This window comes from Rhizobium hidalgonense, from assembly GCF_005862185.2.
Taxonomy (GTDB): Bacteria; Pseudomonadota; Alphaproteobacteria; order Rhizobiales; family Rhizobiaceae; genus Rhizobium; species Rhizobium hidalgonense.
Window position 1 is genome coordinate 1,092,998 of record NZ_CP054028.1, and the last position, 15,026, is coordinate 1,108,023.

Consider the following 15,026-nt stretch of genomic DNA (forward strand, 5'->3'; position numbering starts at 1 on the left):
AACCAGAGAGATGATAGGGAACCAGATGGAATGTCCGGGACAAGGGACACTCCAAACGGCTATCGCATCATGTCGAAAGCTGTCCGGGAATGGCATCGGTACTAGGAGGTCGAGTGGGACGATCAGGCTTCGTCATTCCTGTGCGATGCGGCGATCGAACTTTATGACCACGGCGGCCAATCGGTCGAGGAGATGGCGACGATAAATCGGGAGGTATGTCGGGCTCGCCGCTACTCGCATCACGCCCCATCTTCCGACTCAGTGCACTGCCCTCGCCGCAAGCGTGCGCCGGGGCATGAACGTTCGTTGGAAAGGATCCGAGATATGTGGAGACACTCGTCAATCTTGCGCTTTGTTAACCCGATCCCGGTGCTTTCGAGGACACCATTCTGATTGAACGCCTCGAAGTTTGGTACGGCAAGCGTCAAGAAATGACGGCAGAGGGAAAAGGTGAGCGATTTCCTGTTGCGCCCAATCATACGGCGGACGGTTGGATGATGAAAAGGGCCGACAGTTGAATCGCGGAGACGATTGAGATGCCATGACGGTTTGCCCCGAATGCGAAGACAAGGTCCGACAAGGCTTTCGCTTGCCCGGCATGTGGTTATCCGTTGGGTCAACGCAAGGGGCTTCGTCAACTTTCCTTAGGAAAGGCTGCGGTCATATGTACGGCCTTCGAGCGCGGCGTAATACCGCTAGCCCTGATGAAGTCGCGGGCGAAGGGTAACAGATCCATTGGCGAACCTGCTCCTCGCCATTGTTGTCGTTTCCTCTGATCGTCGCTTCGGAAAAAATGTCGTGGATTCATGCACCGTTGGCTGCCGCGCTGATCGCCTCCCTCGTTCAACTGCGATACGACACCCAGCATTGGAATCCCGCGAACTCCTAAGTTAACCCAAATGGGTCGGTACCTGACTTTGGTCGATGCGGATGATCCAGGACCCGTTGCACCATAGGACGCCTGATTGCGTCAGCCGAGCGTCGAACCCGACACCATAGCCCGGAACGGACCCTCGAAATATTGTCCGGGAGAGACGCCGAAGGCCGCCCTGAACACCGCAATGAAGGCGCTGGGGCCCGAGTAACCGAGCGAGAAGGCGATATCGCCGACGCTTCGGCCGGCGGCTAGCCACTCCACTGCTTTGAGGAGTTTCGCCTGCTGACGCCAGGCGCGGAAACTCATGCCGGTCTCAAATTGGAAATGGCGCTGAAAGCTGCGCGGGGACATTGCCGCACGCGAGGCAAGTTCATCGAGTGGCCAACCGGCACCCGGTTCGTTGCGGATGTCCGAAGCGATGCTGCGGAGGCGTTCGGATGCCGGCGAGGGAAGCGACAGCGGCGCGACCGTACTCGTCTGAAGCTGGTCGAGGATGACGGCGACGAGCCGTTCGGCAGGGGCACTGCCGGCATCCGCGCGCGGTATTTCCAGGAAGGCTAGGATCAGTTCGCGCAGGAGCGGCGTCGTACCGATCACCGAGACCTGGGAGGGCAGGTTCACGACCGCGTTGGGCCGGAAGAAGAGGTAGCTGCGCTCCGTCTCCTGCAGGTATGTCACTTCGTGCAGGACGCCGGAGGGCACGAATACGGCGCGTTCAGGCGGAACGATGAAGTAGCCTCGCTCGGTCTCCAGCCTCAGCGAGCCGCGCACGATCTGGAAAAGCTGAGCGCGGTGGTGAACGTGGAAAGCATAGGTCCGCCCGGCGGGCTCTGCTCCACCCTGAGCGACGGCGGTGTGGGGATAATCTCCAAATGCGTCTTCCGGCAGATGAACATTGGTCAGGTTGTCGCGGGCAATCATGGCGTCTCACAGACATAATTTGACAGACTGCCGATAACACGTCGGATGGCATTTCGCTAGATTGGTATCACCGCAACACAACTTGGACGTAGGTTATGACATTCGAACTCCGGCACATTGAAATTTCGGATGGTTTTGCTCCCAGCCTTCTGACGAAGGTGGCAGCTTTGCGGTTTGCAGCGCCCGCCCTCCTCCGCTGGTGGCAACGGCGCGAAACGAAACAGGCACTGCAGTGGCTGTCGGACCGCGATCTGGAAGACATCGGCGTCGCCCGCCATGAGATTCACGAGCTGGCGCGATCGCTAGGACCAATTGACGCGTTGCCCGAAGCGGCGGGCAAGGTGATGGCACCACTGGTCCCCAGGCAACCGCTATCAAAGAGGTAAGCAAGATGCATGATGATGGTTTTTTTGACGACGAGGTCGCGGCAACCTACGATGACGCTGACGGGATCTCGGCCCCTGAGGTCGTCGATCCGGCGGTCAATCTCCTGGCCGAGTTCGCAGGCGGCGGGCGCGTGCTGGGATTCGCGATCGGGACCGGGCGCCTGGCGCTTCCTCTCGTGCGCAAAGGGGTGGAGGTAGAAAGGCATCAAGCTGTCGCGAGCGATGGTGTCTCGCCTTCGCGCCAAAGAAGGCGGCGCGGACATTCCGGTGGTGATCGGCGACATGGCGACAACCCGTGTCGAGAGGCGCTTCTCCTCGTCTACCTGGCTTTCGACACCATCAACTATCTGACGTCGCAGGAGGCCCAGGTCGCCTGCTTTCTGAACGCGGCCGCGCACCTCGAACCTGGCGGGCGCTTCCTGATCGAGGTGGGCGTCCCTCCGCTTCAGCGGCTCCCGCTCGGCGAGACGATCCTGGCGTTCGACCGCAGCGAGACGCATTGGGGCGTCGACGAGTAGTGGTAAGCCAGAACTTCACGTCCCATCACATCCGGCTCCGGGACGGAAACTCCAGGCAGTTCTCGGTCCCGTTTCGTTATGCATGGCCAGCGGAATTCGACCTTATGGCGCTGCTGGCCGGCCTGAAACTTAAAGACCGATGGGGCGGCTGGAAAAAGGAGCCGTTTACAAGCGTCAGCCAACGACATGTCTCCGTCTGGCAGAAGATCGCAAGTTGAGCCAGGGAGAGAACAAGCGGAAGGCAATGCCGATGGAGCCTTCCACTATGGTCGCCGGCGCGCCTGGTGGAGGCGGAGATAAGTTCACCTTCACGACCTGGAACGAAGCGCACGCAGCCCGATCCTCGAACAATGGCCGCAAAAGGACCCATCAGTTCGTGGAGGAGGATCAGGCATTCGAGATCATATGAGCGATTGACCGCCGCCTAGACGGTGCCGAGCACACCCGGCGCGCTTCGCGCCAGGCCGCCACTGCTGTAGGGTAGTTCAGTTCGGTGGAATTGCCAGCTAGTTCCCCGACGCGATCGCCCGCTCGAACAATCTAGCCTGCCTGATGGCAAACGCACGGGGGTCGGCCGGCCTGTCGCCGTCGAGTATCCGGGCCTCGTCGAGCAGCAGACGGGCCGCGTCTTCTCGAAACGCGTCGTCAGCAACCGATGCGATGTTCTGCACCACCCTGCTCTGGGCGTTGATCTCGAGGATCGGCTTGGACGCCGTCTGAAGCCGCCCTGCCCCCTGAAGGAATTTCTCCAGCTGCCGGTCAGGCCCGTGATCGGACGCGACAAGGCACACGGCGCTCTCTGTCAGTCGACCGGAAACGCGTACATCAGCCACCTCTTCTCCAAGCAGTCCTCGCGCGAAGTCAATGAAGGCTGCCACGTCCGGCGATGTTGAGGGCTTGTCCTCCCCAGCGCCTTCATCATTCGATATCGCATCAAGATCGGCTTGCCCCTGTGTCACGGACCGGAAGGACTTGCCTTCAAATTCCGCGGCGTTCGTCGGCCAGAAGCTGTCGACTGAGTCCGTCAGTAGAAGAACTTCAATGCCTTTGGCACGGAAGCCTTCAAGATGCGGAGACGCATTCAGCTGCTCCGAACTGGAACCGCTGAGGTAGTAAATGGCTGACTGACCGTCCTTCATGTCGCCGACGTAATCGGCAAGGCTGCGTGTCGCCTCGCCAGACACGGTCGTGCGAAAGCGCGCCAGCTTGAGTAACTGTTCTCGGCGCTCGTAATCCTCGTAGATGCCTTCCTTGACGATCACGCCGAATAGCCCCCAGAATTTTTTGAAGGTTTCGGGTTCGCCTTCCGCCAACTTTTCCAACGCTACAAGGATACGGCTCGTCACGCCTTTGCGGATCGCGGCAAGAACCGGACTTTCCTGGATCATTTCGCGAGAAATGTTAAGAGGCAGGTCCGATGTGTCGACGATGCCACGCACGAACCGCAGATAACGTGGCAGCAATTCAGCTTCATCGGTAATGAAGACCCGCTTTACATAAAGCTTCATGCGACCACGACGCTCGACGTCGAGGAGATCGAAAGGCTGAGCCCGGCACAAATACAAGCGCTGTATATTCGTGCCGACCTTCGGCGCGGAAATGCACATTGGTCAGCGGCTCGTCATGTTGACCGGAGACGCTGCGATAGAAATCGTCGTAATCCTGTTTCGATATCTCGGCCTTCGGTTTTGTCCAGAGTGCTGCGCCATCCGTCACCTGAACCGGATCGGCGCCGGACGTCTCGATCAACTTGATCGGCACGGGGACATGGCCGGACTGGTCGCGGATGATCTTTTCGACGGTCCATTTGTTGGTATATTTTTTGGCATCGTCCATGAGATGCAGAACGATGCGGGTACCTCGGGCCGGGGCATCGGCAAGATTGACGGCAACCACTTCATAGCTGCCCTTTCCATTTGAGGACCATTTCCAAGCAGAGTCACTTCCGGCCCGGCGGGAGATGACGTCGACCTTCTCGGCGACAATAAAGGAAGAGTAGAACCCGACACCAAACTGGCCGATCAATTCGGCTTTCTCACCGCCCTTGGCGGCCTCGAGCCGTTCCATGAACGCCAGCGTTCCCGATCGCACAATCGTGCCCAGCGCATCGATCATTTCGTCGTGGCTCATACCGATCCCGTTGTCCTCGATGACGAGCCTTAACGCCTCCTCGTCGAGACTTATCAGAATTTGAGCGTTCGCTGAAGTCATCTGATTTGACCGTTAGCTGATGCTTTGACTTCGACCCCGATTATGCGGCCGCGCCGATCGAGGTAGTCGGCGCGTCCGCCCTTGCTTTCGATCTGGTCAATCGCCTGGAAACGGAAACGCGCAGCTGCAACGACGGCGCTTCTCGACCGTCTGACCCATCATTGCCAGATTGTCGAAACCGGAAACAAGTCCTGGCGCTTCAAGGACCGCTCTCAAAACGACATCAGCCGCACTGGCCTACCTCTGCAACCCCGGCCAGCGCCGGGCGGGCCACCGCTGATCTACATTATCAGGGGGGCAAAATTGGGGTCTGACTCATTCTCGATGATGTTTCGGATTCTACTGGCCTGGTTCTTGAAGGAGAATCAGCGCCATGGGAGCCTATTTTCAGCCTTCCGATTTAATCCCTGCCGAGTTGAACGTGGAGGCAGTGCATCACAGACCCGATGTGATCGTCGTCACCGCACATGGTCAGTCCCGAGGTTGCAGGTGTCCCGAATGCGGCACGACCTCCCATCGTGTTCATAGTCGCTATTCTCGGATTATTACCGATCTGCCGTGTGCGGGCCGAAGGATCAAATTGCACCTGACGGTCCGACGCTTCGTCTGCAATGTCGTCCATTGCCGCCGAAAGATTTTCGCCGAGCGTTTCGGTAATGGCGTGATCCGACCCATGGCCCGCCGGACAGCGCGCCTGGAGACCTTGGTTCACCATCTCGCTTTGGCATTGGGTGGTCGGCCAGCAGCACGGTTCGCAGATCGTCTCGGGTTACCGGTTAGCAATGACACGCTGCTTCGAACCGTTCGCCGATATGATCGCCCACCACCGCCGCCGCCAGCCGTCATCGGCATTGATGACTGGGCGTGGCGTCGCAATCACCGATATGGCACTATCATCTGCGATCTGGAACGGCGAAAGACGATCGCGTTGTTGCCCGACCGAGAACCCTCGACCGCAAAGGCTTGGCTGGTCGAGCAGCCGCAGATCGAAATCGTCGCACGAGACCGCGGCGGCGGGTATGCGCAGGCCGCTGCACAAGCCCTGCCACACGCCGAACAGGTCGCCGACCGCTGGCATCTGATGGAAAACGCCAGCCACGCCTTTCTTGACGCCGTTCGCAAGTCGATGCGGCAGGTCCGCATTGCAATCGGCACAGCAACTGTAAATCCAAAGCTTCTGACAGCCGCCGAGCGACTGCAATATGAGGGATATCTGCGGCGTGAAGAGGCAAACGCCGTCATCCGTGGTCTCGTCAGCGAAGGCGTATCCATCAAGGAGATCGTGCGCAGAACCGGGCACAGCCGAAAGCTGGTTCGCAGTGTCGTCCGTGGTCAGCGGACCGACATCTTTCGGATCCGGCAAACTTCCCCTGGAACCGCATCTCCCTTGGCTTGAAGCGCAATGGGACGCCGGATTGCGGAACGGCGCTGAACTTTGGCGGCAGCTTCGGTTGGCTGGCTTCGGCGGCGGTCTCCGTGTTGTCACCGAATGGGCAACGCGGCGAAGGCGTGCCGAAAAGGCCGAGAACGGACTCGGACATGCGCCGGCCGCACGCACTATCGTCCGCCTGATGACGCTTGAACGCAACAACCTGACCACGGCTCAAACGATGACAGTCGCCGCCATCGAAGAGAGGCTACCGGATCTTGTCGAGGCCAGGGATGTCGTCGAGAGCTTCCACAAAATGCTGCGCAGCAAGTCTAAAGATAATCTGGAAGCTTGGATCGACCGCGCGGCAAGAAGCCTGGTCGCGTCATTCGCCAACGGCGTCATCCGCGACCGGGCAGCGGTCCAGAATGCAATAGCTTCGATGTGGTCGAACGGCCAGACTGAGGGCCAGATCACCAAGCTCAAACTCATCAAGCGGCAGATGTACGGCCGCGGAAAGCTGGATCTGCTCGAAGCACGTATTGTCGGAGCGCCCTGATGTCATCGAGATTGCGTCAGACCCAAAATTGGATGCCGATAAGAGGTGAATTTTGGACGCCGATTGACAGGATATAGACTGCAGATGCCGCAAGAACACATATTTTCGGGGCCTAGTCACATGCATATGCCTGCCCCTCCCGATAACCCAGGCGCGAACCAGGATTGCCGGAAAGTCAACGCCATTCTGCGCCAGCCGTCGATGGGATGCCGCGCGGTCAAGCGCCCGCGCTTGCGATCAGCGCCTCCTGTGCGGCGCGAAACGTGTCGTGCAGCGCGGCCTGACCATTCAGCCCCTCAAGGGCGTAACTGTTGAGAAACTGACGCCCGGCAAACAGCTTGCGATCGACCGGGCTCAGTTCGCATTCATCGCAGATGGAGTGCCACCGTTCGGCGATGGTCGCGACCTGGTGTTCGATCAGTGCGGCGGCTTCCGCTTCTTTCAGATGATAGTCCGCCGCGGCCGCGAGGCAGGTGGCGAGCGTGCTGGCGCGGCCCTCGCCTTTGATGAGCATAGCCTGTGTGGCCTCGGTGCCAGCACGGCCCTGCGGGCAGATGTCATAGGCCGGCGTCAGAGAAAGCATCTTGCCGTCCCAGAACGCTGCATGGTTGCGCGCATGGTCGTCAGTGTTGCCGGACAGCACGTTGAAGCAAATCCGGCCGTAGAGTTCCCTGAGCGTGACCTTCGGATCGGTGAAACGATGGCGAATGAGCTCCGCGAGATCCTCATAGGAAGCGTAGCGAGCCATCATCTCATCAAGGCCAAGCATGGTGAGGGCGGAGACCATGGCGTGTCTCGTCCAGCCGTCCCTGGTGTGCGTGCGGTCGAAGCGATCGATCAGGAGGACGTCCTTCTGGGCGGCGCGGGTCATCGAGACTGTTGCGGCGCTGAGGCCGCAGGCTGTCGCCAGCTTCATGGCGATGAATTCGGCCTTCACGACGCTGTACGTGTCGTTGCTGGCCGCGAACTTGGCGATGAACTTCTTAGTGCCGTCTTCGATCAGCACCTTGGGGCGCGCGCCGCCGATCGACGTGCCGTGATTGAGGGCCTGGTCGAGCGCTGGCGTTAGGGGAACGCCTCTTTCGATCAAGGCGGCGGCGTCGAGGAGTTCGTCGAGTGAGGCTTGCGCGGCAATGCGGGGAACGTACTCCGTGGCCGACGCCTGGAAGTCGAGGGCGCCAATCCGGTCGGACCCTGATTGGAGCAGGAAGGTCAGCTCGCTGATCTCGGGAACGCCAGCGGCGTCGGGCGCTCTGCCTGTCAACCTGTTGATGATGACGCGGCGACCCCAGGCATCGGGTGAGCCGTCGCGGATAGAGCTTGCCATGGACAAGCCGTTGATGGGCACAATGACGCCTTCCTGAATGGGGAGTTCCGGCTCATAGATGGGAATGGCGTTCTTGCGGCGCCGGTAGCTGGCGCCGTAGGTGAAGAACAGGCGCTCGCCATCCTGGTCGAGGCGGCCCGCCACCGCCGGTTCCGTTGCGTCTGGCAGCCACATCCAGACAAAGGCCTCTGTAGCGTCTACCCTAGAAGTCATCATCGACCTCCTTCATCGTGTGGCGGACACTCTTGGGCAGCAGGGCGAGTTTTTCGTCAAGGCGGGTGTTGTGCATTTGCAGGCTGCGCTCCTCATAGTCGAACAGGCGCAAACCGACGAGTGCGCAAACTTCGAAGACGGTGCCGATCTCGGGCCCCGGAGCCCCTTTTTCGATACTGGACAGTGTTGTCCGGCTGATGCCAGCGCGGTCGGCCAGCTCCTGGGCGGTAAGGCCGCGCTCAGCCCGGCCGACGCGGATCAGCTTGCCAAGCATGGCGAGGGCTTGTCGCGTCACTCTTGAATAGCTTCTTTGGCGCGGCACGTGCGTCACCCTCCTGTTCAATTTTTTGTACGCTAATACCAATCACGTTCAGAATTTTCGGCATTGTGTCAAGCGCTCTACGTGCAGTCAAGGTCTGTTCATTTGAATGCACACAAGGCCAATCCGTCCAGTATTATGATCAATGTGCCTCGCGCAGCACTCGTGGGTCCTGCGAGGCACACTGAAGGAAGTGCCCGGGATTCATCCTTTCCCGCACACCGTCGCGAATTGGAGCTTCGGCCTGGATTGGCTACGGCGGCGCTGGTTGCTGCAGTGCGATGCCGACGTGGCCGGCCTTGTCTACTGCGCCGCTAAACGTTGCAGTGTCACGTAGCAATTTCCACATAAGTGACGTCATCGCGGACAAGAGCGAACGCGGTCGCATTGCGGAAGCACTGCTTCACCTGGCCGGGAACCAACCAGGCCGACGAGCGATGGTAGTGTAGACAGACGACAGAACGACCTCAGCGCGGTCGCCGGGCCGAAAACTTGCTCCCAACGAGAGAGCCGTTGCACATGCTCGATCAACTGGCTTTCTAAACTAGGTTCTGCTGCAGCCGATTGAACGATTATCGAGATTTCTCTTGTGTCCGTTGCCAAAGGCTGAAGACACTTTTTGACGACGTCAGTCCGCAACTCTGTCGAATGGTGGTGATCCGCCGATCATTTCTCGCAAAGCTTGGCCAAGTTCTTCAGGCGGTTACCCTGCCTACTGCCTCCACCAGAACGGGACCCTTTGCTAAGGCTCTCCCACGTCAACTTGATTTGGTAGTCCCACAGCATGATTCCGTTTGGCGACACCCGACTGCTCTCGCGATGATGAGCAGGTCAAAGTTTATAGGAAAACATCACAACCGGCTCCGCTGCGGCGTCTCGACCTTCGTAGAGGGCGCGAGCGGCATTGTTCTCGGTGTCAGTAATGATCCACACCTGGTGACACCCAAGCGTTTTGCCCCACGCGAAGACCTCGTCGACGAGGCGTCGCGCAACACCGCGTCGCTGGAAAGGCGGAGCCACGCCAAGATTGTCGATGTAGACATCCGACGCTTGATCGGGGTGGCAGTGAACGTAAGCCGCGACCTGGCCGATAACCTGCTTTCCGCAAACCGCAATAATCATCAAGTGCCCCGGCGACTCCAAAAAGGTCGCAAGCCGCTGGGGGCTAATTTCCTCGTCGAAGACCTCTTTCGCGATATTCTCAAGCAGCCCAGCGGTATCTCGCGTGAGTCGACACGTTGTGATCACTTCCGGCATCGCTCGGTGAATCCAAATTAAGAAGATATCAAAATGCTAAGGCAACAATGCACCTACTGCAATCGGCCTTAAGCAAGACAGCGACCCCGAATTGGCCCAGCTGCTGGACAATGTTGCTGAGTTTCTAAGCGAGCACGTAGTCACCTTGGCCGATGACACAGCCGAGCTGGAATACGAAGAGTAGGCTGATTCAGACCTTGGAGACGTCATCATAACATAGCGATGCCGGCTTCGCGCTACGGCGCTGTTCCGAGCCCGACAGCCCCTGCGAGGCAGGTTTTCCGCTTATGCCGCACTTGGCCTTGGCAGCTTGCCACGCGCGTTGGAAGAAACGGATTTCTGTGGCGATGCTTTCGCGGAACGGCTCGGTTTGGTTGAAGTAGGCGCGTTCCAGACCGAGTTTTGCACCGACTGCATCGCCCTCGTAATAGGTGCCGAACAAATGATCCCAGATCGGGAAATAATGACGACGGGCCGCACGGCTTCAGTATCTTGTACTGCTGCGCCAGCAACTCTTTCGCAGCGTCTGTGCGGTCCGCAGTCGGCCGTCCCAAGGCGGTGAAAACGGCTGGTGCGCAACTGTATAGGAACCACCGCCTCGCATTGGTAGTTAACTCCTCGGATCGTTAGCTAGCGTTGCCCTGCGCTATTCGCGATCCACCCCTCCACGGGGTTCGGGCCGCGCAGAGGGATGGTCATCTCCTTCTCCAACTCCTTCTGCGCGGGCTCCCGGCGTGAGACATGACGGATTCGAAGCCGAACCGTGTGACGCTATGGGAAGGCCGAGAATAAATATTATCAAAGCGATCCTGCGCTGATCGGCCTGATGACCTACACTTTTGCCCGGATTGGCGCCGCTTCGAGCATTGAGGTGAAGGATGTGTACCAGCAGAACCGCCGTCTCTGGGTGTGCCTGCAACGAAAAAGGTGGCAATCAGATGAAACACCCTGCCACCACATGCTCGAAAACTCCCTGGATGATTATATTGAGACAGCAGGCCTGAAGAATATGCCGCGAGCGCCATGGGGATCGCGGAGAAATTCACAAAAGATGATATGATCGGACCGGTATGGGTGCGCCAGTTCGTCGAGGGAACGCCCCATCGGCGAACGCACACCGGAGCAGTGGCAGACTGATGCTTTCGGTCAGGTACACGCTTGGATGACCGCGCTCGGGCTGACCAAATGAAAGTCGTCCGGCTGTAGCGGGGCCCCAATCACCGAATTTGGTGCTCCATCACACGGTATTTGCAGTTGAAGGAAACCTACGACCCAGCGTTCCGCTACCTTTATGTATCGGAAGGACATCCAAGCATAGGATCCTGTGCTTTTTGTCAACCAGATTGGTCTTGCTGCCAAGATCCCGGTCGACAGAACTGGGTAATGCACAGGCCAAGGCGATGGTATCGCTGAGGCAGGAATGGCCGGCGCTGAACAGCGGGAAAAGGTATAGTGACCGTTGATAATAGTTGATAAAGAGCCTATCCTACAACAAATCAGATGGAGAACCGCATGATCAGCGCCGAACTGGGAAAACAGCTCGAAAGCTATATCCAGCAACTCGTGGATACTGGTCGCTATGGCTCGAAAAGCGAAGTCCTGCGTGAAGGTGTGCGACTGATCCAGGACCGCGAGACCCGGCTCGCCGCGCTGGACGCCTCCATCATGCGCGGCATTGCCGATGCGGACGCTGGTCGGACGAAGCCGGCGGGCGATGTCTTCGACCGTCTCGACGCCAAATACCGTGCGATGGCTGACAAGGCCGAAAAATCGGCATGATCCTTGAGTTCTCAAGCGAGGCGGAAAACGACCTTGAGCAGATCGCCGATTATATCGCCGAGCACAATTTGCGGCGCGCCCTGTCATTTATCCGGGAGCTGCGGAGCAAATGTGTGGATCTCGTGGATAGTCCGAACAGCTTCGCACTCGTTCCTCGCTACGAGCGCCACGGTATTCGTCGTCGTGTTCATGGCAACTACCTGATCTTCTACCGCGTCGAAACCGCGAAGGTAGTCATCATCCATATCTTGCATGGCGCCACCGACTATGGCGCCATCCTGTTCGGCGAATGATTTGAATGTGCCGATCTTGGGCGCTACCTCGCGCACTAATGGCAAGCTGAGCGGCTACTCTGTGCGTCTCAGCGTCATCGTGCGAGGCGATGCAATTCTTTCTGCGACATGGTGATCAAACAGGACATGACGACTCCGACCGCTCATGGTCTCGACCAGGCTGAAGGTCGTCATCCTTGCTCCCAACATTGGCTTTGACCAGTGCGTCGAGAGGCGAGACTGTCGCATCTCTAACTGGCCCAACTGTCGCATTACTAAATAGCCGCTACAAACTCGTGCGGCATATCGTTGATTTATGGAACGTTTTCATCTCGCAGTCGCTTCGATGTGTGGGTCGAAGTCAGCTTTTCTAAAGGACTGACGGGCTGTCGCCGGAGGAGCGCGATCCGCTTTAACCGCAGCGCACGCTTTTCCAGAAGATGCCACGAAAGCCAGCCGAGCAACCACGCTGTCGGCAGGGAGAGCGCAAAGACCGCCCACCACGTGCTGAACTGGCCGAGGGCATGATTCACCATCTGCTCCACTGGCCAGCCATAGAGATGGGTCCCGTAGGAGGCGTCGCCCAAGCGTTCGAGAGTCGGCAGGCGTATCACCGGCGAGGTCGCGATGTATAGAAGCGGATAGGCGAACAACATGGGTCCGTAAAGATAGCCGGGCCAAAAGACGAGGCAGAGCATACCGAGCGCCATCAGCGCAAGGAATATATTGGGCTGCCGCTTTTCCGCCACGAACCAGAGAAGCGAACCGCAAAAGAAGTAGGGAGCGATAAAAGTGAAATCCGTCAGAAATCGTATCTTTGGCCACGGATGATCGAAGAAAAGCTGCCAGGCCACCCCCACGGCGAGAGCAAGTGCCATGAGCGGGGCTCGCAGACACCCGATTGCTATTAATCCCGCGACGATCACGTAGCAGAAGATTTCCTGCTCGATCGTCCAAAGAGAGCCGTTGACGAAGGTGGCGAGCCAAGAGAGGGCGGGGTCATAAAACTGCACATGCGGCAGGGTCATGCCAAAGCTCGGGTCGAGCACCGCATGCACCGTCGTATGCGGCTGGCTCCGCTTTTCGATTTCAAGGTCAAGCGAACCGACCTGCTGGAAGATCTGCGTCTTCATCGCAGCCGATTCATTGGTGGTGATGGCGGCAAGCGTGTTTGGCTGGAAGGTGATGCTCTCACACCCCTTGCAAGCTGAACTCGCCCACGCGGGCCTGTCGAGACCCATGCCCGGTTGGGCACCACTTCGCCAGCGCGCAGGTCCTGCCAGTTCGTCCTGTCGACGGTATACTTCACTTAATCCGTCGCCTTGACGACCTGCCAATCGTCCGCAGCAGCAACGAAGGCTGTCGGCAGCAAAATCATCGCTGCGATTAAAATTCTAAAAAGTGACGGCATGAATGCTATCCCCCGACCTTCGACGAGTGAAGCATGCTCCAATTAAGAATGATTATAGAACGGGATGGTGATTGTAGAAATCAGATGACCGATACACGGACGCTCGGGCTACAGCGATCTTGCCGTGGCCGGCAGCATGGCCATATAAGGCGCGATGACGTCTGATTCAAAGATTTTCGTTGGCCTGAGACCAACGCGAAACAAGCCGGCCGAACATCGGGACACAAACGGCCCGAGATGCCAATGGGATGGATGCGACAAACAAGGCGTCCATCGCGCCCCAGTGGGAGCGGATGCCGAGGGGCTGTATCTGCTGTTTTGTCGTAACCACGCAAAAGAATACGACGAAGGCTACAATTATGTGACGAAACTGTCGACCCCCGTCACGGCCCGCTATCAGAGGGAAGCGGCAAGTGGCAGCCGCCCCAGCTGGGGCGTTAGAGTCGATCACTCTTCTGAAACTCCCCTTCCCTCCTCAATTCGCTCCGGGACCGCGAAGACGCTCAATGCGCGAAAAAGCGCTGCACAAAGCCAAGCAGCCAAAGCTGCCTTTCAATCCCCCAAACTTAAAGTGCTGGAAGCAAAAGCCTTCGAAACGCTTGATCTTTCGCCAAACGCTACGCCGGACGAAATCAGAAGCCGTTACAAGCAGAGACTGAAGATGCACCATCCCGACGCAAACGATGGAGACCGCACGGCCGAGTCGGCTCTTCAGGCGACGATTGACGCTCATAAAATCCTAAAGCTCAACGGCCTCTGCTAGTTGAGATACGCGCTGGAAGCCTTGAAAGGATTTGAACCATCGATCCACGGTATTCCCACTTTGTCAAAGCTGATTAGAGATGCGCCGCCGCTGGCCAGAATGCGACGCTCTGGCTGTCCTAGCACTGACGTCAGCCCCGATCCGAGCGGCTGGGCCGGCTCGCAAGGGAGGAGCGGGGACGGGTGATGACGCTCCCCTTCGGCTTTAGATCGCATGAGGAGTGAACAGCGGCCGGCGCTCTGGCAGAGTGAGGCTGCATTAAAGCACTCGCTCGGAAGGAGTAGGTTATGGAAACCGCACCCGTTCAATCAGAAACGCAGACCACTGTCCGCACTGATCTTGGCGCAATTTTTGTGCTTTGGAACTGAGCAGATCGACCTGGCTGGTGACTTCGTTGTCGCCGGGCAACGGCGAGAAGATGTCAAAGCATCCGGTAGACGGCGGCAACGTTGCCGGGCTGTTGGATCGGTTTGCGCAGTTGCAACAGAAGGCCCGCCTCAGCAACCCGCTCGTCGGGGTTGCTTCTGCTTCGCCCGCCGCCCCGGCATTCCCTCTCGGGTCCTCCTCGGGTTGCTCAGGAGCTATTTGACCGCTGATTGCGTCAACACAGGCTAACAGCTGCGACATATTCCTCCCCGTCATCGAACGGCCAGTCCTTGAGCAGGATATATGCTGCATCGCCGACGGTGCGTACGATCTTTCGCGCTGCGTAGCCGCGCAAAGCAAGACCGACTGGTTCGAATGCCGCCGATGTGTTCCAGCACATTCCGCCTCCCAAAGATACTGATAGCTCGCTCCGACCGATCTATAATTTCATTTGCTAATATTCTAAATGAAGTTTCTG

Annotated in this window: 10 protein-coding genes and 8 pseudogenes; 10 read left to right on the forward strand and 8 right to left on the reverse strand. The window is 58.4% G+C overall.

All coding sequences use genetic code 11. The annotated features are described in order from the left end of the window. Nucleotides 1-30: 30 nt before the first annotated feature. Nucleotides 31-267: pseudogene (locus tag FFM81_RS33260) on the forward strand (hypothetical protein); the annotation flags it as partial. A gap of 703 nt (nucleotides 268-970) precedes the next feature. On the opposite strand, the gene FFM81_RS26355 reads toward FFM81_RS33260, so the two are convergent. Beyond that, on the reverse strand, nucleotides 971-1,798 hold the full coding sequence (locus tag FFM81_RS26355; protein WP_138386248.1) for an AraC family transcriptional regulator: 828 nt from the start codon (nucleotides 1,796-1,798) through the stop codon (nucleotides 971-973). Nucleotides 1,799-1,893: 95 nt separating this feature from the next. On the opposite strand from FFM81_RS26355, the gene FFM81_RS26360 reads away from it, so the two are divergent. Both FFM81_RS26360 and FFM81_RS26365 read left to right on the forward strand, forming a co-directional pair. Beyond that, a complete protein-coding gene (locus FFM81_RS26360; RefSeq protein WP_246401263.1) occupies nucleotides 1,894-2,184 on the forward strand; it encodes a DUF1127 domain-containing protein in 291 nt (96 codons plus the stop codon). Between the two features lie 5 nt (nucleotides 2,185-2,189). Next, a pseudogene (locus FFM81_RS26365) lies at nucleotides 2,190-2,920 on the forward strand (class I SAM-dependent DNA methyltransferase). A gap of 288 nt (nucleotides 2,921-3,208) precedes the next feature. Here FFM81_RS26365 and htpG read toward each other — a convergent pair. Next, nucleotides 3,209-4,898 (reverse strand): annotated as a pseudogene (htpG, locus tag FFM81_RS26370) (molecular chaperone HtpG); the annotation flags it as partial. Between the two features lie 135 nt (nucleotides 4,899-5,033). Between htpG and FFM81_RS32895 the strand changes: the two are divergent. Together FFM81_RS32895 and FFM81_RS26380 are read left to right on the forward strand one after the other, a co-directional pair. Beyond that, nucleotides 5,034-5,126: pseudogene (locus tag FFM81_RS32895) on the forward strand (ATP-binding protein); the annotation flags it as partial. Between the two features lie 160 nt (nucleotides 5,127-5,286). Next, nucleotides 5,287-6,841 (forward strand): annotated as a pseudogene (locus FFM81_RS26380) (ISL3 family transposase). A 217-nt stretch (nucleotides 6,842-7,058) separates the two neighbouring features. Here FFM81_RS26380 and FFM81_RS26385 read toward each other — a convergent pair. The 4 genes from FFM81_RS26385 to FFM81_RS26400 form a co-directional block, all read right to left on the reverse strand. Then, nucleotides 7,059-8,381 (reverse strand): type II toxin-antitoxin system HipA family toxin, encoded by a 1,323-nt coding sequence (locus FFM81_RS26385; protein WP_138386507.1) that lies wholly within the window; start codon nucleotides 8,379-8,381, stop codon nucleotides 7,059-7,061. After that, nucleotides 8,371-8,655, reverse strand: coding sequence for a helix-turn-helix transcriptional regulator (locus FFM81_RS26390; protein ID WP_173883852.1), 285 nt, complete (start codon nucleotides 8,653-8,655; stop codon nucleotides 8,371-8,373). Before FFM81_RS26390 ends, FFM81_RS26385 begins: the two co-directional genes overlap by 11 nt. Before the next feature lie 876 nt (nucleotides 8,656-9,531). Further along, a complete protein-coding gene (locus tag FFM81_RS26395) occupies nucleotides 9,532-9,957 on the reverse strand; it encodes a GNAT family N-acetyltransferase (RefSeq protein ID WP_138386505.1) in 426 nt (141 codons plus the stop codon). A 190-nt stretch (nucleotides 9,958-10,147) separates the two neighbouring features. Beyond that, nucleotides 10,148-10,399, reverse strand: coding sequence for a hypothetical protein (locus FFM81_RS26400; protein WP_246401266.1), 252 nt, complete (start codon nucleotides 10,397-10,399; stop codon nucleotides 10,148-10,150). 384 nt (nucleotides 10,400-10,783) lie between these two features. Between FFM81_RS26400 and FFM81_RS26405 the strand changes: the two genes are divergently transcribed. From FFM81_RS26405 to FFM81_RS26415, 3 genes are all read left to right on the forward strand, one after another. Then, the gene (locus FFM81_RS26405) at nucleotides 10,784-11,017 is read left to right on the forward strand and encodes a site-specific integrase (RefSeq protein WP_138386504.1); all 234 of its coding nucleotides are present in this window, start codon (nucleotides 10,784-10,786) and stop codon (nucleotides 11,015-11,017) included. Between the two features lie 452 nt (nucleotides 11,018-11,469). Then, entirely contained in the window at nucleotides 11,470-11,736 is a 267-nt protein-coding gene (locus FFM81_RS26410; RefSeq protein ID WP_138386503.1) for a type II toxin-antitoxin system ParD family antitoxin, read from the forward strand. Next, a complete protein-coding gene (locus FFM81_RS26415) occupies nucleotides 11,733-12,029 on the forward strand; it encodes a type II toxin-antitoxin system RelE/ParE family toxin (RefSeq protein WP_138386502.1) in 297 nt (98 codons plus the stop codon). Before FFM81_RS26410 ends, FFM81_RS26415 begins: the two co-directional genes overlap by 4 nt. A 293-nt stretch (nucleotides 12,030-12,322) precedes the next feature. Here the strand turns inward: FFM81_RS26415 and FFM81_RS26420 are convergent. Continuing rightward, a pseudogene (locus FFM81_RS26420) lies at nucleotides 12,323-13,419 on the reverse strand (hypothetical protein). Between the two features lie 154 nt (nucleotides 13,420-13,573). Between FFM81_RS26420 and FFM81_RS26430 the strand changes: the two are divergent. Then, nucleotides 13,574-14,182 (forward strand): J domain-containing protein, encoded by a 609-nt coding sequence (locus tag FFM81_RS26430; RefSeq protein ID WP_138386501.1) that lies wholly within the window; start codon nucleotides 13,574-13,576, stop codon nucleotides 14,180-14,182. A gap of 287 nt (nucleotides 14,183-14,469) precedes the next feature. Then, a pseudogene (locus tag FFM81_RS26435) lies at nucleotides 14,470-14,711 on the forward strand (hypothetical protein); the annotation flags it as partial. Here FFM81_RS26435 and FFM81_RS26440 read toward each other — a convergent pair. Next, nucleotides 14,708-14,948, reverse strand: a pseudogene (locus FFM81_RS26440) (DUF982 domain-containing protein); the annotation flags it as partial. The pseudogenes FFM81_RS26435 and FFM81_RS26440 sit on opposite strands and share 4 nt — an antisense overlap. Between the last annotated feature and the right edge of the window lie 78 nt (nucleotides 14,949-15,026).